The sequence below is a fragment of the Streptomyces thermolilacinus SPC6 genome (genome assembly GCF_000478605.2).
GTDB classification, from domain to species: domain Bacteria; phylum Actinomycetota; class Actinomycetes; order Streptomycetales; family Streptomycetaceae; genus Streptomyces; species Streptomyces thermolilacinus.
In genome coordinates this window covers 4,962,648-4,980,794 of record NZ_ASHX02000001.1, presented here as the reverse complement: position 1 = coordinate 4,980,794, position 18,147 = coordinate 4,962,648, and the positions used below count along the sequence as shown (strand labels likewise).

Sequence of the window (18,147 nt, the reverse complement as noted above, 5' to 3'; positions counted from 1 at the left end):
TTCAGCTGATCATCATCTTTTAAGGGCCGCTTACAGGCTGTCGTGGCACACTCTCGGACGATGGACGACATGACCGGGACCCAGCTGAGGGGGGTACGGGCAGCGATCTTCACGGCACTCGTCGTGACGCTGTCCGTCGCCTCCCATGTGCTGCTGTCCCGGGTGCCGCTGCCGCTGACCGTGGTCCTGCTGGTCGCGGCCGGGGTCTTCGCCGTCGCCTACGCGCTGGCCGGCCGGGAGCGGGGGTACTGGCCGATCGCCGGTCTGCTCGTCCCGCTGGAGCTGGCGGCCGACACGGTGTTCACTGCGGGCCAGCACACCTGTTACGGCCCGTCCGGCGGCCCGATCGCCGGGTCGCTGCGCGCTGTCGGCGTGGACGTGCTGTGCGCCGAGGCCGTGGGCACGCCCCTGCCGGGGGTCGCCGCGCCGGAGAGCGCGGCGGCCTCGGTGCTGCACTCCGGCGACCCGGCGGTGCCGTGGCTGCTGCTCGCCGCGCACATCACGGTGGGGCTGGTCGCCGCCGCCTGGCTGTGGCGCGGCGAGGCGGCTCTGGGCCGGGTGCTGCGGGCGGCGGGGGCGTCGGCGTTCCGCCCGCTGCTGGTGGCGTGGGCGGCCCTGACGACGCGGGGGCTCGTACCCCGCCCGGTGCCGCGCGCGGCCGCCCGCCGCCGCACGGCTCCGAGGCCGCGCCTCCTGGTGCACTCCGTCGGCCGGAGGGGACCGCCGTGCAGGCCCGTGACGGCCTGATCACAGCACCCTTCGACCACTGATCACCGCCCGGTGATCCCCCAGACACGACGGAGAACACACCACCATGAGCGCACGCAACAGCAAGGCCAACAAGGCGGCGGCCCGCGAGAGGCTGCGGGAGGAGCGTGAGCGCCAGGCCAAGCGGGACAAGATGCGGCGGCAGATCACCGTCGGCCTCTCGGTCCTGGCCGTGCTCGGTCTGGCGGGCGGCATCGGCTACGCCGTCGTCCAGGCCAACAAGCCGTCCGCGTGGGAGGCCGCGAAGGACGTGAAGGACGTCAAGGCGCCGAAGAACACGTCCGGCGAGAACGGCACCACGGTCGTGATCGGCAAGCCGACGGCGAAGAAGACGCTCCAGGTCTTCGAGGACTCCCGCTGCCCGGTCTGCGCGGTCTTCGAGCAGCAGGTCGGCCCGGTCATCGAGAAGGACGTCGAGGCCGGCAAGTACAAGATCCAGTACGTGGGCGCGACGTTCCTCGACGGCGACGCCATGAGCGAGAACAAGGTCGGCTCCTTCGGCGAGGGCTCCAAGAACGCGCTGTCCGCCCTCGGCGCGGCGCTCGACGTGAGCCCGGACGCGTTCATGAAGTTCAAGGCCGCGATGTACTCGGCGAAGTTCCACCCGGAGGAGTCCAAGGACGAGCTCGCCGAGGACTCGTACATCCTGAAGATCGCCGACGCGGTCCCGGAGCTGAAGGACAACAAGGAGTTCGAGAAGAACGTCGAGGAGGGCACCTTCGACGCCTGGGCGCTGAAGATGTCGGAGACCTTCGACAAGAGCGGCGTCAAGGGCACCCCGACCCTGAAGATGGACGGCAAGCCGGTCACGGACGCGGGCGGCAAGAACGCCCCCATGACGGCCCCGGAGTTCACCCAGGCCATCGAGAAGGCCCTGAAGGGCTGACCCGCCTCACCCGGATCCCCGACGAGGTCCTGGACACGACCCGGGGATGAATCCGGCCAGCCGCCGCCAACGGCCCGCTCCTCATGGAGCGGGCCGTTCCGTTTTGGGTGCGGGAACAGAAGGCAACTTCCCGCCAAACAACGGCACTTGGCGCTTACCAGTCAGTAACGTGACAGGTAGTCTGCTCCGCCGTGACCAGTCGAAACCTCACTCACGCCACCCCCAGCCGACGCACCGTCGTCAAGGCCGCCGCCGTCTCGGCCGTCGCCGGCACCGCGCTCGTCTCGGGTGCGGTCGCCGCCGTCGCGACCACCCAGTCCCCCGCCTTCCTCCACGGCGTCGCCTCCGGTGACCCGCTCCCCGACGGGGTCCTGCTCTGGACCCGCGTCACTCCCTCCGCCGACGCGCTCCCCGGCTCCGGCAAGGGCGCCGACACCGAGGTGAGATGGGAGGTCGCCGAGGACAGAGGCTTCGCGCGGACCGTCGCGCGCGGCACCGTCACCGCGAGCGCCGAGACCGACCACACCGTCAAGGCGGATGTGCGCGGACTGCGGCCCGCGACCTCCTACTGGTTCCGGTTCACCGCCGGGGCGCCCGGCTCCGAGGCCGTCTCGCCGGTCGGCCGGACCCGTACGACGCCCGCGTACGACGACGCGACGCCCGGCGTCCGGTTCGGCGTCGTGTCCTGCGCCAACTGGGAGGCCGGCCACTTCTCCGCGTACGGCCACCTCGCCGCCCGCACGGATCTGGACGCCGTCCTCCACCTCGGCGACTACATATACGAGTACGGCTCCGGCTCCTACCCGAAGACCGACCGCGTGCTGCGCCCCCACGAGCCGCGCCACGAGATCGTCACCCTCGCCGACTACCGCCTGCGCCACGCCACCTACAAGTCGGACACCCACCTCCAGGCGCTGCACGCGGCGCACCCGGTCATCGCGATCTGGGACGACCACGAGTTCGCCGACGACACCTGGTCGGGCGGCGCGGACAACCACACCCCCGGCGCCGAGGGCGACTGGGCCGGGCGCGTGGCGGCCGCGAAGCGCGCGTACTTCGAGTGGATGCCCGTGCGCACCTCCGCCGAGGGCACGGTCTACCGGCGGCTGCGCTACGGCAGGCTCGCCGACCTGCACCTGCTGGACCTGCGCTCGTTCCGCTCCCAGCAGGCGTCCGTCGGCAGCGGCGCGGTGGACGACCCGGACCGTACGATCACCGGCCGCGCCCAACTGGACTGGCTGAAGGCCGGGCTGGCGTCGTCGGACGCGACCTGGCGGCTGGTCGGCACGTCCGTGATGGTCTCGCCGGTCGCCTTCGGCTCGCTCCCGGCGCACCTGCTGAAGCCGGTGGCCGAATTGCTGGGCCTCCCGACGGGCGGACTGGCGATCAACGTGGACCAGTGGGACGGCTACACGGACGACCGCCGGGAGCTGCTGGCCCACCTCCAGGAGCGGGCCATCCGCAACACCGTCTTCCTCACCGGCGACATCCACATGGCGTGGGCCAACGACGTGCCGGTCACGGCCGCCACGTACCCCAAGTCCCCGTCCGCCGCGACCGAGTTCGTCGTCACGTCGGTCACCTCGGACAACCTCGACGACATTCTGAACGTCCCCGCGAACACCGCCTCCGTGGTCGCCGCCGCCGCGCTGAAGGCCGCCAACCGGCATGTGCACTGGATCGACATGGACCACCACGGGTACGGCGTCCTGGATGTGACGCCCGAGCGCTCGCAGATGGACTATTTCGTGCTTTCCGACCGCACGAACCCGAACGCGTCGGCCAAGTGGACACGCTCGTACCGGACGCTGAACGGAACGCAGAAGGTCGAGCGGGTGTACACGCCGGTGCGATGAGATGACCGCAAGAGCGATTTTCAGCCAACCTTCGCTTGTTAACTGAAGATCACAAGCGTGTGGCGGGCGATGTGTTTCGTAGATCGAATCCGGACACACCGCCCGCCCATGTCCCTCTCGCCCTTACGTTCGAGTCTCAACCATCGGGACGGACCGAAGGATTTCGCCCGCCCGCCTCCATCTCCTCAAGGATTGATTGGGCCGGAACGCTTCTCCTCCAGATCTGACATGACCACGTAATCTCCCCGGCGGTGGCGAGGAAGGCCCTCCCCACAGCCCCCCGCGAGGAGTCACGTATGCGTGCTCTTGTCCGTATATCTCCGAGAACGCACCGCCGCGTGCTCGGCACGGCCATGCTGGCCGGAACGCTGGCGCTGTTCCCGTTCTCCGCCCCGACGGGTGTCGCCGCCACCGCGCCGCTGGCCGCCGCCGGCGAGGAGTGCGTCGAGGAGACGGGCGCGAGCGCCCACGCGCGTGAGTCGCGCCCGTCGGGCCACATCCACGAGCACGAGCCCAACGAGGTCTCCGCCGCCAAGGCGCAAGCCATGGAGGCCGACCTCCAGAAGAAGCTGAAGGCCGCCAAGTCCAAGAACCTGGACAGCAGCCGCTTCGACACGGCCGCCGCCTCGGTCACCATCCCGGTGTACTTCCACGTCATCCACGACGGCACCAAGGGCAAGCTGTCCGCCACGGACATCAACAACCAGATGAACGTCCTGAACTCCGCCTTCGGCGGCCAGGGCACCGGCAACGCCGCATCGGGCTTCCAGTTCTCGCTGGCCGGCACCACCTACACGGACAACGCCGCCTGGTACAACCTCTCCTCCGGCTCCGCCGAGGAGAAGGCCATGAAGTCCACGCTCCGCCAGGGTGGCGCGGGCGCGCTGAACTTCTACACCGCCAACCTCAGCGGCGGTCTGCTCGGCTGGGCGACCTTCCCGTCCTCCTACAGCTCCAACCCGTCCATGGACGGTGTCGTCGTCCTCGACGCGTCACTGCCCGGCGGTTCGGCCGCCAACTACAACCAGGGCGACACCGGCACCCACGAGGTCGGCCACTGGATGGGCCTGTACCACACCTTCCAGGGCGGCTGCAACGGCCAGGGCGACTACGTCGCCGACACCGCCGCCGAGAAGTCCCCGGCGTACGAGTGCCCGACCGGACGCGACTCCTGCGCCCGCCAGTCCGGTGTGGACCCGATCCACAACTTCATGGACTACACGTACGACTCCTGCATGTACCAGTTCACGGCCGGTCAGGTGCAGCGCATGCAGGACCACTGGACCGCGTACCGCGCGTCCTGACCCCGCGACCGCGGCCGCCTGAGAGTGGCGGCACAACCGGGACATGACGAGGGGCACGGTGTGGCCGAAAGGCGACACCGTGCCCCTTCGCGCGCGCCCGCGCCTCTTCCCGCGCCGCCCACGCCTCTTCTCTTCCCGCGCGCGCCCGCGCCCCTTCCCGCGGCTGCCCGCGCCCGGCCCACGACGGCCGGGCGCCGGTCACAGCCCGCCGAGGAACTCCAGCGACGTCGCCCAGGTCAGCTCGGCCGCCTGCGCGTCGTGGTCGTCCAGGTCCGGGTCGGTGTACAGGTGCCCGGCGCCCCGGTACCGGTGCACCTCCACCTCCGCGCCGGCCCGCCCCATCCCCAGGTACCAGGTGTTCAGCCAGTCCTCCGGCTCGAACGGGTCCGGGTCCGCCACATGCAGCTGCACCGGCAGCCCGCGCACCGACCCCTCCTCCGGCACCTCGTACGTACCGTGCACCAGCAGCAGCCCGCGCGCCTTCTCGTCGGCGACGGCCAGCGTCTGGGCGAACGCGGCGCCCAGCGACAGCCCCGCGTACACCAGCCCCCGGTCCGAGTGCGGCGCGGCGGCCGCCACGGCGCGCCTGGTCAGCTCCTCCCAGCCGATCCGGTCCCTGAGGGCCGTGGCCTCGTCCGCGTCGTCGGCGGTTTGCCCCTCGTACAGGTCGGGCACGTGCACTTGGTGCCCGGCGGCACGCAGCCGGTCCGCGGCCGCGTGCACGGCCGGGCGAAGTCCGTAAGCCGAGTGGAACAGCATGATCTCCATTCGGTCATCCTGCATCATCCGCCCTGAGTTCGGAGACATGGAGAACGCACTGCGCCCGTTGATCGTCCTCGGTGGGTCGGTCGCCCTGACCCTGTTCGTCGGCTGGCTCGCCGACATGGCTCTCAGACGCGCCGACGTCCGCCACCCCGAGACCCCCCTCTGGGGGCTGCTGCGCCGCTGCCGGGTGCCCCTCCAGCTGGTCATGCTGGCCGGGCTGCTGCGCGGCGCGTACCGGGAGACGGCCTGGCGGATCATCCAGGACCACGAGGTGGGCATCGGCCGCGTCCTGACGCTCGTCCTGATCGGGGCGAGCGCCTGGCTGGTGGTGCGGATCGCGTCGGCGGTGGTGGAGGCGACCTACGCGCGGTACGCCGCGACGACCCGGCACCCCGACCGGCTGCGCCGCGTCCGCACCCAGGTCACGCTGATCATGCGGATCGTCACGGCCGTCGTCGGGGTGGTCGCGGCGGCGGCGATGCTGCTGACGTTCCCGGACTTCCGGGCGGTCGGCACGTCGATGCTGGCGTCCGCGGGCATCATCGGCATCGTGGCCGGTGTGGCCGCCCAGTCCACGCTGAGCAACATGTTCGCCGGGTTCCAGATCGCCTTCGGCGACATGGTCCGGATAGGCGACACCGTGGTCGTCGAGGGCGAGTGGGGCGTGGTCGAGGAGGTCACGCTGACCTTCCTCACGGTACGCACCTGGGACGAGCGCAGGCTCACCATGCCCGTCTCGTACTTCACCAGCAAGCCGTTCGAGAACTGGTCGCGCGGCGGCGCGCAGATCACCGGCACCGTCTACTTCCACCTCGACCACGCCGCTCCCGTCGGCCTGATGCGCGAGCGGCTGCGCGAGCTCCTGGAGAAGTCCCCCGACTGGGACGGCCGCGCCTGGTCGCTGGTCGTGACGGACACGACGCCGAGCACGATGGTCGTCCGGGCCGTGGTCACCGCGCGCAACGCCGACGACGTGTGGACCCTGCGCTGCGACGTGCGGGAGCAGCTGATCTCCTGGCTGTACGAGCACCACCCGTACGCCCTCCCCCGCGTCGCCACGACCGTCGCCCCGGACCGGGACACCGCCGCCCAGGGCCGGAACCCGGACGCCCGCCGGGACGCGCGAGCGGACGGGGACGCCCACCAGGACGCGCGACCGGACGGGAACGCCCACCGGGACGACGCCCTCCCTTCCGCACGGACCCGCGACCGCCACCGCCCGGACGGCGAGCCCCGCCGGGGCCGGACCACCCCCGCACGCGGCGCCTCACCGCGCCCGCCCGCCTGAGCCCCACCGGGCCGCCAGGCCGCGAGCCACAGACGCGCCGGGCCGCCAGGGCCTCAGCGCAGGCTGCGGACGTCCAGCTGGTGCAGCACCCGGTCCACCACCTCCGGGTCGGCGCCCGGCTCGGTACGGGCGGCCAGCACCTCGTGGCGGGCGGCCGACAGCATGTCGTGCTGGAGGCGCTGGACGGCCTCCAGGCGCCGCGCCCGCCGCTCGTACGCCGACCGCCGCTCCTCGTCCACCATGTCCGGGCTGATCCGCGCCCCGATGTCGAACGCCAGCCGCCGCAACCGCTCCACCAGCTCGTCCGGCAGGTCCTCGGACTCCTGGAGCTCCTTGAGGCGCCGTTTCGCGGCGAGCGTCGCCCGCAGCGCGAGGTCCCGCTCCAGGCGCCGTTCCGCGTCGCTGTCGGCACGCACCCCGAGCCGCCCGACCAGCCACGGCAGGGTCAGCCCCTGCACCACCAGCGTCGCCATGATCACGCAGAACGCCAGGAACAGGATCTCGTCCCGCCCCGGGAACCCCTCCCCCGCGTCCGTGGTCAGCGGGATGGCCAGCGCCAGCGCGACCGACGCGACCCCGCGCATGCCGGACCACCACATGACGACCGTCTCCCGCCAGCTCACCGGGATCTCCTCGGCCGACGAGCCCGGCCGGTGCAGCCGCTCAGCCAGCCAGGTGGCGGGCAGCAGCCACAGCAGCCGTACGCCGACGACGGTCACGACGACCAGCGCGCCCCAGCCGAGCATCCGCGCCTCGCGCCCCTCGGCCAGCCGGATCACGGAGCTGAGTTCGAGACCGACGAGACCGAACGCGACACCGGTGACCAGGGTGTCCACGATCTCCCAGAAGGTACGGCCCGCCAGCCGGCCCGTCACATCGTCGGCGTCCAGCGTGTGGCCGGACAGGACGAGCGCCGTGACGAGGACGGCCAGCACCCCCGAGCCGTGCAGCTCCTCGGCGAGCGCGTACGCGGCGAACGGCAGCAGCAGCGTCAGCCCGGTCCGCAGCGTCGGATCGTCCAGCACACCCGCCACCCGGGCGCCCGCCTTGCCGAGGACCAGTCCGGTGGCGACGGCGACGACGGCGGACAGCAGCAGCTCCACCCCGGCGCCCGCCCAGGAGAACGTCCCGGCGACGACCGCGCCGACCGCCACGTGGTAGACGACGATGGCCGTCACGTCGTTGAAGAGGCCCTCGCCCTCGAGGATGGAGACCAGCCTGCGGGGCAGGCCCACGGACCCGGCGACGGCGGTGGCGGCCACCGGGTCGGGCGGGGCGACGAGCGCGCCGAGCGCGACGGCCGCGGCGATGGGCAGCCCGGGGACGACCGTGTGCGCGACAGCGGCGACGGCGGCCGTCGTCACCAGGACCAGCGCCACCGCGAGCAGCAGGATCGGCCGCACGTTCGCCGCGAACTGCCGCCAGGAGGTGCGCTGCACGGTCGCGTACAGCAGGGGCGGCAGGACCAGCGGCAGGATGAGCTCGGGCGGGATGTCGACGTTCGGCACGAACGGCAGCAGCGCGAGGACCACCCCGAGGAGCGTCATCAGGACCGGCGGGGGCAGCCCGAGCCGGTCACCGAGCGGGACGGTCAGAAGCGCGCCGAGCAGCAGAACGAGCAGCAGGCCCAGTTGGTCCACGGTGCGACGCCCTCCGCCCGCTCACGAACACGAGGTCAGGGCTCCCACCCTGCCACGCGCGGGCGCCGATCAGAGCGTGCGGCGCATCGCCAGGTGGGGTATTCCGGCGTCGGGGAACTCCGGGCCGTACGCCTCGTAGCCGAGCCGCTCGTAGAAGCCGAGCGCGTGGGTCTGCGCGTGCAGGTCCACGGCCTTGAGGCCACGCGCCCGCGCCGCCTCCTCGATGGCCCGGACGAGCGCGCCGCCCACGCCGAGGCCCCGGGCGGCCCGGGTGACGGCGAGCCTGCCGAGCGCGCCCACGCCGTCCTCCCCGCCCGTGCGGCCGGCGGCGTCCGGCCCGTACAGCAGCCGGCCCGTCCCGAGGGCGGTGCCGTCGGCGGCGCGGACCGCCAGCACGTGCACGGCCGTCGCGTCGAGCGTGTCGTACTCGATCTCCTCGGGGACGCCCTGCTCGACGACGAAGACCTCGCGGCGGACCGCGAAGGCCGCCTGCCGGTCCTCCTCGCTCACCGCCTCACGGATCTCGTACGCGCTCACGCGCTCTCCGCCGCGATCGTGTCGAGGGCGTGCTGGAGGTCGGCCGGGTAGCCGCTCTCGAACTCGACCCACCGGCCGTCCGACGGGTGCTCGAAGCCGAGGCGCACGGCGTGCAGCCACTGGCGGGTGAGGCGGAGCCGCTTGGCGAGCGTCGGGTCCGCGCCGTACGTGAGGTCGCCCACGCACGGGTGGCGGTGCGCCGACATGTGCACGCGGATCTGGTGCGTACGGCCCGTCTCCAGCTTGATGTCCAGCAGGGACGCGGCGCGGTACGCCTCGATGAGGTCGTAGTGCGTGACGGACGGCTTGCCCTCGGCGGTGACCGCCCACTTGTAGTCGTGGTTCGGGTGGCGGCCGATGGGCGCGTCGATGGTGCCGCTCAGCGGGTCGGGGTGGCCCTGCACCAGCGCGTGGTACCGCTTGTCCACGACGCGCTCGCGGAACTGGGCCTTCAGCAGCGTGTAGGCGCGCTCCGACTTGGCGACGACCATCAGCCCGGACGTGCCCACGTCGAGGCGGTGCACGATGCCCTGGCGCTCGGCGGCGCCCGAGGTGGAGATCCGGTACCCGGCGGCGGCGAGGCCGCCGATCACGGTCGTGCCCGTCCAGCCGGGGCTGGGGTGGGCGGCGACGCCGACCGGCTTCACGATCACCACGATGTCGTCGTCGTCATGGATGATCTCCATGCCCTCGACCGGCTCGGCGACGATCTGCACGGGCGCGGGCGCGCCGGGCATCTCGACCTCCAGCCAGGCACCGCCCGTGACCCGCTCGGACTTGCCGACCACTGCGCCGTCGACCAGGACCTTCCCGGCGGAGGCAAGCTCGGCCGCCTTCGTGCGGGAGAACCCGAACATGCGGGATATGGCGGCGTCCACGCGCTCGCCTTCCAGGCCGTCGGGTACGGGCAGCGTACGGATCTCGGGAATCGTGCTCACCCGTCGAGTATGCCTTGTCGGCGGACGTGCGCGGTCGGGCCTGCGGACAACCGGCCCGGCCGACCGGTTCTGACGGCCGCCCGGCGGGGACGGCCCCGCTCAGTCCTTGTGGACGGTCCCGTCGGGGTCCAGGCCCTTGAAGGAGAGGATCACGATGAGGAAGCCGCCGCAGACGATCGCCGAGTCCGCGAGGTTGAACACCGCGAAGTGCGCCGGGGCGATGAAGTCCACCACCGCGCCCTCGAACACGCCTGGCGCGCGGAAGATCCGGTCCGTGAGGTTGCCGAGCGCGCCGCCCAGCAGCAGGCCCAGCGCGATCGCCCAGGGCAGGCTGTACAGCTTGCGCGCCAGCCGGACGATCACGACGATCACGACCGCCGCGATCACGGTGAAGACGACGGTGAACGCCTCGCCGATGCCGAACGCCGCGCCCGGGTTCCGTACGGCCTCGAACTTCAGCAGGCCGTCGATGACCACGATCGGGTCGTGGTGCTCCAGCTTCGCCACCACGAGCATCTTGCTGCCGAGGTCCAGCAGGTAGGCCACGATGGCGACGGCCATGAGCGCCACGACCCTGCGGCGGCCCCTGGGCCGCTCGGCGGGCGCCCCGGCCCCGTCGTCAACGTCCGGCGTACCGATGCCGTGCTCCGCCTCTGTCACGTGAGTCCCTCAACCTAGGTACCTGACTGTGACGAGAGTACGGCACACACGTGCGGGTCAGCCGCGCCGCTCCTGCTTCTGCTTGTCCTCCACGCAGAGCGTGGCGCGCGGGAACGCCTGCATGCGGGCCTTGCCGATCGGCTTGCCGCAGACCTCGCAGAGCCCGTACGTCCCGGCGTCGAGCCGCTGGAGGGCGTGCTGGGTCTGCTCCAGGGTCGCGCGGGCGTTCGCGGCGAGCGCCATCTCGTGCTCGCGCGTGATGTTCTTGGTGCCCGTGTCGGCCTCGTCGTGCCCGGCGCCCTCGCCGGAGTCCCGCATGAGCCCGGCCAGGGCCGCCTCGGACGCGGCCAGCTCCTCCTGGAGGCGGCGGACCTCGCCCTCCAGCTCGGCGCGGGCCTCCGCGACCTCGTCCGGCGTCCAGGGCTCCTCGCCCGGCCGTACGGCGAGCTCCTCGGGCGCCGCCTCGGCGACGCCACGGGCCGTGGGCACGGCCGACCCGCCCGCACCGGCCTCCGTGGTCACGTCCGCCGTCTTCTTCGCTGCCACCGTCCTGGCTCCTGTCTGTTCAGCCTCGGCCGCACCCGCGGCGGCCGTCTTCCCACCCGTACGAGCGGCCCCAGCCGCTTTACCCGCCCGAGCGCCTCCGGACACCCCCGCGGGCACTTTCCCGGCAGACGGCCCCTCGGCCCCTGCCCCTGCCCCGGTCCCGGCCCCTGTCCCTGTCCCTGTCCCTGTCCCGCCGGACGCCGCCTCGCTGCCGGGCGCCTCATCGGCGGCCAGCTGCTTGGGGCCCGGTTCCGCGAGAGCCGGTGCCTTGGCCGCCGTCCGCTTCCGGCCGGACGCCTTCTCGTGAGCCGCCGCCGCGCCCGGCGTGGCCACGACCGGCTCGGCCGCCTGCTCTCCGGTCGTCTTCTTCGCGGTGGTCTTCTTTCCGGCGGTCCCGGCCGCCGTCTTCTTCGCAGCGGCCTTCTTCGCCGCCGTCTTCTTCGCCGTCGACTTCTTCGCGGGCGCCGCCGCCTCTTCGTCCGCCGGCTCCGCCGGGCCCGGTTCCGCGAGCCGCGGCTCCTGCCCCGGCACCGGGGCGGCCTCGCCGCCGGTGGCCTTCTTCGCGGTGGCCTTCGTCGCCGCCGCCGTCTTCTTGCCGGGCGCCTTCTTCGCCGCCGCGCTGCCGGTGGGGGTCTCCGCCGTCTTCCTGGGAGCGGCCTTCCGCACCGAGACCTTTCCCGGGCCCGGCTCCGCGGCGGCGTCCGGGGCCCCGCCCGGGGTCTTCCTCGCACGGGACCGCTCCCCCGCCATCGCCTTCGTGGTGGCCGTCTCGCGGGGGGACCGCGCCTCCTTGGACGCCGTCTTCTCGACGGCGGTCTTCTTCGCCACCATGCCGCGGCCCCTTCACATATTGTGATCTTGCTCGCGAATCGTGCTGGGACGATAAATCGACTCCAGCCCCGCGGCAACGGGGCACGCCGCCCGTACCGGACACCCGGTACCCGACCAGGCGAGCACGCCCGCCCCACGCCGCCCGGCCCACCGGCCGGTCAACGCCCATATGCCCCCTCCCCCGCGCCGATCACGCCCCCCGTGCCCATTCGGCGCACCCCGCCGGTCCCCGCGCCCGGAAAACGTGTCGGCCGGTGTCGGTGCGGGCCCGTACACTGGGGACCAGCGAAAGGCGTGGATGGGGACCAGTAGCGTCGTACGCGGCCATGAGCGACCCGGGGACGGTGAGAGCCCGGGGGCGAGCCCGACGTGAAGCATCACCCCGGAGCCGCCGGAAGAACGCCTTGGACCGTGGGCCGCGCCCACGGAAGGTCAGTAGAACCGGCTTCGCGACCCGAATGAGGGGGCACCGGGACAGTCGTCCCCGGCGCCAAGGAGGGTGGTACCGCGGGAGCACGCGCTCTCGTCCCTCCGACGGAACGACGAACCTGTCCGCCGGAGGAGCCGATGTCGCAGTACCGTCAGGTACCCGCCCAGGTCGACCTGCCCGCGCTCGAGCACGCCGTGCTCGATTTCTGGCGCGAGAGCAAGGTCTTCGCCAAGAGCCTCGAACAGTCCGAGGGCCGCCCCGAGTGGGTCTTCTACGAGGGCCCGCCCACGGCCAACGGCATGCCGGGCGCCCACCACATCGAGGCCCGCGTCTTCAAGGACGTGTTCCCCCGCTTCCGGACCATGCGCGGCTACCACGTGGCCCGCAAGGCCGGCTGGGACTGCCACGGCCTGCCCGTGGAGCTGGCCGTCGAGAAGGAGCTCGGCTTCTCCGGAAAGAAGGACATCGAGGCGTACGGCATCGCCGAGTTCAACGCCAAGTGCCGCGAGTCGGTGCTCCGCCACACCGACGCCTTCGCCGAGCTGACGACCCGCATGGGCTACTGGGTCGACCTCGACGAGGCGTACGTGACCATGGACCCCGAGTACATCGAGTCGGTCTGGTGGTCGCTGAAGGAGATCTTCAAGAAGGGCCTGCTGGTCCAGGACCACCGCGTCGCGCCCTGGTGCCCCCGATGCGGCACGGGCCTGTCCGACCACGAGCTGGCGCAGGGCTACGAGACGGTCGTCGACCCGTCCGTGTACGTCCGCTTCCCGCTGACCTCCGGCCCGCTCGCGGGCGAGGCGTCCCTGGTGGTGTGGACGACGACCCCCTGGACGCTCGTGTCCAACACGGCCGTCGCCGCGCACCCCGACGTGACGTACGCGGTCGCCACGGACGGCAACGAGAAGCTCGTCGTCGCCGAGCCGCTGCTGGAGAAGGCCCTCGGCGAGGGCTGGGAGGCCACGGGGCAGACCTTCACGGGCGCCCAGATGGAGCGCTGGACCTACCGGCGCCCCTTCGAGCTGGTGGAGTTCCCCGAGGCCGCTCACTTCGTGGTGAACGCCGACTACGTCACCACCGAGGACGGTACGGGCCTGGTCCACCAGGCGCCCGCCTTCGGTGAGGACGACCTCAAGGTGTGCCGCGCCTACGGCCTGCCGGTCGTGAACCCGGTCCGCCCGGACGGCACGTTCGAGGAGGGCCTCCCGCTCGTCGGCGGCGTGTTCTTCAAGAAGGCCGACGAGGCGCTCACCGCCGACCTGCAAGCGCGCGGCCTGCTGTTCAAGCACATCGCGTACGAGCACAGCTACCCGCACTGCTGGCGCTGCCACACGGCGCTGCTGTACTACGCGCAGCCGTCCTGGTACATCCGCACCACCGCCGTCAAGGACCGGATGCTCGCGGAGAACGAGGCGACCAACTGGTTCCCGGACTCCGTCAAGCACGGCCGCTTCGGCGACTGGCTGAACAACAACATCGACTGGGCGCTGTCCCGCAACCGCTACTGGGGCACGCCGCTGCCGATCTGGCGCTGCGAGGAGGGCCACCTCACGTGCGTCGGCTCCCGCACGGAGCTGACCGAGCTGACCGGCACCGACCAGTCGGGCCTGGACCCGCACCGCCCGTACATCGACGACGTCACGTTCGGCTGCACCCACGAGGGCTGCGGGCTCACCGCGACGCGCGTGCCGGAGGTCATCGACGCCTGGTACGACTCGGGTTCGATGCCGTTCGCGCAGTGGGGCTACCCGTACAAGAACAAGGAGCTGTTCGAGAAGCGCTACCCGGCGCAGTTCATCTCCGAGGCCATCGACCAGACCCGCGGCTGGTTCTACACGCTGATGGCGGTCGGCACGCTCGTCTTCGACAAGTCGTCGTACGAGAACGTCGTCTGCCTGGGTCACATCCTCGCCGAGGACGGCCGGAAGATGTCCAAGCACCTGGGCAACATCCTCCAGCCAATCCCGCTGATGGACCAGCACGGCGCCGACGCCGTCCGCTGGTTCATGGCGGCCGGCGGCTCCCCCTGGGCGGCCCGCCGCGTCGGCCACGGCACGATCCAGGAGGTCGTCCGCAAGACGCTCCTCACGTACTGGAACACGGTCGCCTTCCAGGCGCTGTACGCGCGCACGGCCGGCTGGGCCCCGTCCGACGCCGACCCGGCCCCGGCCGAGCGCACGGTCCTGGACCGCTGGCTGCTGAGCGAGCTGCACGCGCTGACCGACCAGGTGACCAAGGCGCTGGAGGCGTACGACACCCAGCGCGCCGGCAAGCTGCTGTCCGCGTTCGTGGACGACCTGTCGAACTGGTACGTGCGCCGCTCCCGGCGCCGGTTCTGGCAGGGCGACAAGGCCGCGCTGCGCACGCTCCACGACGTCGTGGAGACCGTCACGCGCCTGATGGCCCCGCTGACCCCGTTCATCACCGAGCGGGTCTGGCAGGACCTGGTGGTGCCGGTGACGCCGGACGCCCCCGAGTCGGTGCACCTGTCGACGTGGCCCGAGGCGGACCTGTCGGCGATCGACCCGACGCTGTCGCAGCAGATGGCGCTCGTCCGGCGCCTGGTCGAGCTGGGCCGTGCCACGCGCGCGGAGTCCGGGGTGAAGACCCGTCAGCCGCTGTCGCGGGCGCTGGTCGCCGCGGCCGGTTTCGAGGCGCTCCCGCCCGAACTGCGCGCGCAGATCACCGAGGAGCTGAACGTCTCGTCGCTGGCCTCCCTGTCCGAGGTGGGCGGGTCGCTGGTCGACACGACGGCGAAGGCCAACTTCCGGGCGCTGGGCAAGCGGTTCGGCAAGGGCGTCCAGGACGTCGCCAAGGCCGTCGCGGCCGCCGACGCCGCCGCGCTGTCGCTGGCGCTGCGCGAGGGCGAGGCGACGCTGGAGGTGAACGGCGAGACGATCACGCTCACGCCGGAGGAGGTCATCATCACGGAGACCCCGCGCGAGGGCTGGTCCGTGGCCTCCGACGCCGGTGCGACCGTGGCGCTCGACCTGGAGATCACACCGGAGCTGCGGCTCGCCGGTCTGGCCCGCGACGCGATCCGGCTGATCCAGGAGGCGCGGAAGAACAGCGGCCTGGACGTGGCGGACCGGATCGCGCTGCGCTGGTCCTCGACGGACGACGAGGTCACCTCCGCGCTGGAGGAGCACGCGGGTCTCATCGCGGAGGAGGTCCTCGCGACGGACTTCGCGCGCGGTGAGGGTGACGGGTCGTACGGCGAACCGTTCACGGACGAGGCGCTGTCCCTGACCTTCCGCCTCCGCAAGGCGTAGGCCCCGCTCCGGGGACACGCCCCGGCGCCCGAGAGCCCCGGCCGCGTTCGGCCGGGGCTTTCCGGTGTGCCGCACCTCGTCCCGAGGACGGCGGTGGGCGTTCCCGCGTCCCCGCGCCGGAGTCGTGGGCACCGCGAGCACGTGCAGGAAGACGACAGCCGTGCGGGGACGACAAGGCCGTGCGGGGACGACAACGGGCCGGGCCGGGGACATCACGTCCCGGGCCCGGCCCTCGCCGACTGCCTTCGGCTTTAGTTGTCGTCCTCGTCGATGAGGAAACCGCGCATCGGCGACGGGGCCTGCTGCATCGGCTGCGGGGCCTGGGGCCGCACCGGTGCCATCGGCTGCGTCATCGCCGGCGACATCTGCTGCTGGCCGCCGTACGACGGGCCGCCGCCCATCGACGGGGAGCCGCCCATCGGCTGGTTGCCGCCGTACGACGGGCCGTTCGCACCGGCCGACGCCATCGACGGGGACGGCGGCAGCGACGGGGCGGCGGACGGCGTGCGCGGCGGGGCCAGCGACTCGTCGCCCTGGCTCTCCAGCTGGCGCAGCTGGCTCTCCAGGTACGACTTCAGACGCGTGCGGTACTCGCGCTCGAAGCCGCGCAGGTCCTCGACCTTGCGCTCCAGCGTGGCGCGGGCGGACTCCAGGGAGCCCATCGCGACGCGGTGCTTCTCCTGCGCGTCCCGCTCCAGCGCGTCGGCCTTGGCGCGGGCGTCCCGCTCCAGGCCCTCGGCGCGCGAACGGGCCTCACCGACGATCTTGTTGGCCTCGGAACGGGCCTCCGCGATCGCCTGGTCGGCAGTCTGCTGGGCAAGCGACAGAACGCGCGCAGCGCTGTCGCCGCCGGGCCCCTGCTGGGGCATCCCCGGACCGTGACCACCCATGGGTCCGCCCATCGGACCACCCATGGGGCCGCCCTGCATGGGGCCGGGGCCGTGCGGACCCTGCGGTCCGCCGTGGCTGGGACCGGCCGGCAGCTGAGGAGCACCACCGGGCAGCTGGGGGGGACCCATCTGCGGGGGCTGCTGCTGGACCGGCGGACCCGATATGGCGGCGGGCACCGGGCCCCCCGGACCGCCGGGGCCGACCGGGCGCTCCTGCTGCTCCGGCGGTTTGCGCATCGCCTGCTGCTGCTGGTTCTGCGCGGCGGCGCGCGTCGCGGCGGCCAGCTTCGCGCGGAGGTCCTCGTTCTCCCGGAGCAGGCGGGTCAGCTCGGCCTCGACCTCGTCGAGAAAGGCATCGACCTCGTCCTCGTCGTAGCCTTCTCGGAGACGGACGGTCGTGAACTGCTTGTTCCGCACGTCCTCGGGGGTCAGCGGCATCTCTTCTTCACCTCTACGTAGTCGTCGGCAGTCGGCAGGACCGTATCGCTCACACCCTCATCGCGAAGGTACCCACGATGTTGAGCAGGATGTAGACGATGATCATCAGAACGAAGAAGGACAGGTCGAGTGCCACGCCCCCGAGACGCAGCGGTGGGATGAACCGCTGCAGAAGCTTCAGTGGTGGATCGGTGACAGTGTAGGTGGCCTCCAGGACGACCACCATCGCCTTGCCGGGTTGCCATGATCGGGCGAACTGGAAGACGTACTGCATGACCAGCCGGAAGATCAGCAGGATCAGGAAGCACATCAGCGCGATGTAGATCACCTGTAGTGCGATACCCATCCCGCGTTCCCTCTCCCCTGGCTCTCTCTACCGGCCTTCCGGCCGGGCTGTTCCCGGTGTCGTGTCTCAGCTCTGGTTGAAGAATCCGCCCTCTGCGATGCGGGCCTTGTCCTCCGCCGTGACATCGACGTTAGCAGGCGACAACAGGAACACCTTCTGCGTCACTCGCTCAATGCTGCCATGCAGCCCGAAGACGAGACCGGCGGCAAAGTCGACAAGTCGCTTCGCGTCCGTGTCGTCCATCTCCGTGAGATTCATGATCACAGGCGTGCCCTCGCGGAAGTGTTCCCCGATGGTACGGGCCTCGTTGTAGGTCCGCGGGTGCAGCGTCGTGATCCGGTAGGGCTCCCGCTCGGACACGACCTTGGGCATGATCACCGGTGCGCTCTTCTCCAGGCTCGGGCGTTCAGGTGTGATGGACGCCACGGGGGCGATTCGGGCGGGTCGTCCGCTTTCAGCGGGAAGCGGAACGGGCTCACGCTGAACCGGAGGCTGCGCTACCGGCGCGCGGACCGGCTCCTCGCGCTCCACCTGCCGGGGGGGCTGGTGGTGGCGCCGGTCACGCTCGGGCTCCGGCTCGAGTTCGGGTTCGAAGTCGTCATCGGGGTCGAATCCCCGGCCGTCGTACCCATCGTCCTCCACGAGGCCGAGGTAGACCGCCATCTTGCGCATCGCGCCGGCCATTCTCCGATTCCTCCGCTCTGTGGTGGATCGACAACGTCAGGTCGCGCCCGCGATCCACTGGGCCT

At 71.8% G+C, this 18,147-nt stretch carries 16 protein-coding genes; 7 read left to right on the top strand and 9 right to left on the bottom strand.

From position 1 onward, the window contains the following. The first annotated feature begins 69 nt into the window (after positions 1 to 69). The 4 genes from J116_RS21530 to J116_RS21515 all read left to right on the top strand — a co-directional run bounded on the left by J116_RS21530 (position 70) and on the right by J116_RS21515 (position 4,814). A complete protein-coding gene (locus J116_RS21530) occupies positions 70 to 747 on the top strand; it encodes a hypothetical protein (protein ID WP_099048253.1) in 678 nt (225 codons plus the stop codon). 67 nt (positions 748 to 814) lie between these two features. Beyond that, complete coding sequence (locus tag J116_RS21525; RefSeq protein WP_023589149.1) at positions 815 to 1,654, top strand: DsbA family protein; 840 nt, start codon at positions 815 to 817, stop codon at positions 1,652 to 1,654. A 191-nt stretch (positions 1,655 to 1,845) separates the two neighbouring features. Then, on the top strand, positions 1,846 to 3,510 hold the full coding sequence (locus tag J116_RS21520) for an alkaline phosphatase D family protein (protein ID WP_023589148.1): 1,665 nt from the start codon (positions 1,846 to 1,848) through the stop codon (positions 3,508 to 3,510). A gap of 296 nt (positions 3,511 to 3,806) precedes the next feature. Then, the gene (locus tag J116_RS21515) at positions 3,807 to 4,814 is read left to right on the top strand and encodes a zinc metalloprotease (RefSeq protein WP_051203586.1); all 1,008 of its coding nucleotides are present in this window, start codon (positions 3,807 to 3,809) and stop codon (positions 4,812 to 4,814) included. Between the two features lie 198 nt (positions 4,815 to 5,012). Here the strand turns inward: J116_RS21515 and J116_RS21510 are convergent, their stop codons facing one another. After that, positions 5,013 to 5,582 carry a dienelactone hydrolase family protein gene (locus J116_RS21510; RefSeq protein WP_023589146.1) on the bottom strand — a complete coding sequence of 190 codons (570 nt, stop codon included), beginning with the start codon at positions 5,580 to 5,582 and terminating at the stop codon, positions 5,013 to 5,015. A gap of 37 nt (positions 5,583 to 5,619) precedes the next feature. Here J116_RS21510 and J116_RS21505 point away from each other — a divergent pair, with 37 nt between their 5' ends. Continuing rightward, on the top strand, positions 5,620 to 6,867 hold the full coding sequence (locus J116_RS21505) for a mechanosensitive ion channel family protein (protein ID WP_023589145.1): 1,248 nt from the start codon (positions 5,620 to 5,622) through the stop codon (positions 6,865 to 6,867). Between the two features lie 53 nt (positions 6,868 to 6,920). On the opposite strand, the gene J116_RS21500 is transcribed toward J116_RS21505, so the two are convergent. The 5 genes from J116_RS21500 to J116_RS31395 all read right to left on the bottom strand — a co-directional run bounded on the left by J116_RS21500 (position 6,921) and on the right by J116_RS31395 (position 11,188). Next, complete coding sequence (locus J116_RS21500) at positions 6,921 to 8,507, bottom strand: Na+/H+ antiporter (RefSeq protein ID WP_023589144.1); 1,587 nt, start codon at positions 8,505 to 8,507, stop codon at positions 6,921 to 6,923. 69 nt (positions 8,508 to 8,576) lie between these two features. Continuing rightward, positions 8,577 to 9,044, bottom strand: a complete 468-nt coding sequence (locus tag J116_RS21495; protein ID WP_023589143.1) for a GNAT family N-acetyltransferase — start codon at positions 9,042 to 9,044, stop codon at positions 8,577 to 8,579. Then, positions 9,041 to 9,982, bottom strand: a complete 942-nt coding sequence (locus J116_RS21490; protein WP_023589142.1) for an RluA family pseudouridine synthase — start codon at positions 9,980 to 9,982, stop codon at positions 9,041 to 9,043. The genes J116_RS21495 and J116_RS21490 overlap by 4 nt, the downstream gene beginning before the upstream one ends. Positions 9,983 to 10,081: 99 nt before the next feature. Beyond that, complete coding sequence (gene lspA, locus J116_RS21485) at positions 10,082 to 10,642, bottom strand: signal peptidase II (RefSeq protein WP_023589141.1); 561 nt, start codon at positions 10,640 to 10,642, stop codon at positions 10,082 to 10,084. Between the two features lie 57 nt (positions 10,643 to 10,699). Next, on the bottom strand, positions 10,700 to 11,188 hold the full coding sequence (locus J116_RS31395; protein WP_028964368.1) for a TraR/DksA family transcriptional regulator: 489 nt from the start codon (positions 11,186 to 11,188) through the stop codon (positions 10,700 to 10,702). Between the two features lie 325 nt (positions 11,189 to 11,513). Here J116_RS31395 and J116_RS31390 point away from each other — a divergent pair, with 325 nt between their 5' ends. Beyond that, the gene (locus J116_RS31390) at positions 11,514 to 12,044 is read left to right on the top strand and encodes a hypothetical protein (RefSeq protein ID WP_317135529.1); all 531 of its coding nucleotides are present in this window, start codon (positions 11,514 to 11,516) and stop codon (positions 12,042 to 12,044) included. A gap of 542 nt (positions 12,045 to 12,586) precedes the next feature. Continuing rightward, on the top strand, positions 12,587 to 15,724 hold the full coding sequence (ileS, locus tag J116_RS21475; RefSeq protein ID WP_023589139.1) for an isoleucine--tRNA ligase: 3,138 nt from the start codon (positions 12,587 to 12,589) through the stop codon (positions 15,722 to 15,724). 251 nt (positions 15,725 to 15,975) lie between these two features. On the opposite strand, the gene J116_RS21470 is transcribed toward ileS, so the two are convergent. The 3 genes from J116_RS21470 to J116_RS21460 form a co-directional block, all read right to left on the bottom strand. Beyond that, positions 15,976 to 17,052: a DivIVA domain-containing protein gene (locus tag J116_RS21470; RefSeq protein ID WP_023589138.1), complete on the bottom strand. Its 1,077-nt coding sequence runs from the start codon at positions 17,050 to 17,052 to the stop codon at positions 15,976 to 15,978. 49 nt (positions 17,053 to 17,101) lie between these two features. Further along, a complete protein-coding gene (locus J116_RS21465; protein ID WP_023589137.1) occupies positions 17,102 to 17,398 on the bottom strand; it encodes a YggT family protein in 297 nt (98 codons plus the stop codon). Between the two features lie 66 nt (positions 17,399 to 17,464). After that, on the bottom strand, positions 17,465 to 18,082 hold the full coding sequence (locus tag J116_RS21460) for a cell division protein SepF (protein ID WP_023589136.1): 618 nt from the start codon (positions 18,080 to 18,082) through the stop codon (positions 17,465 to 17,467). Between the last annotated feature and the right edge of the window lie 65 nt (positions 18,083 to 18,147).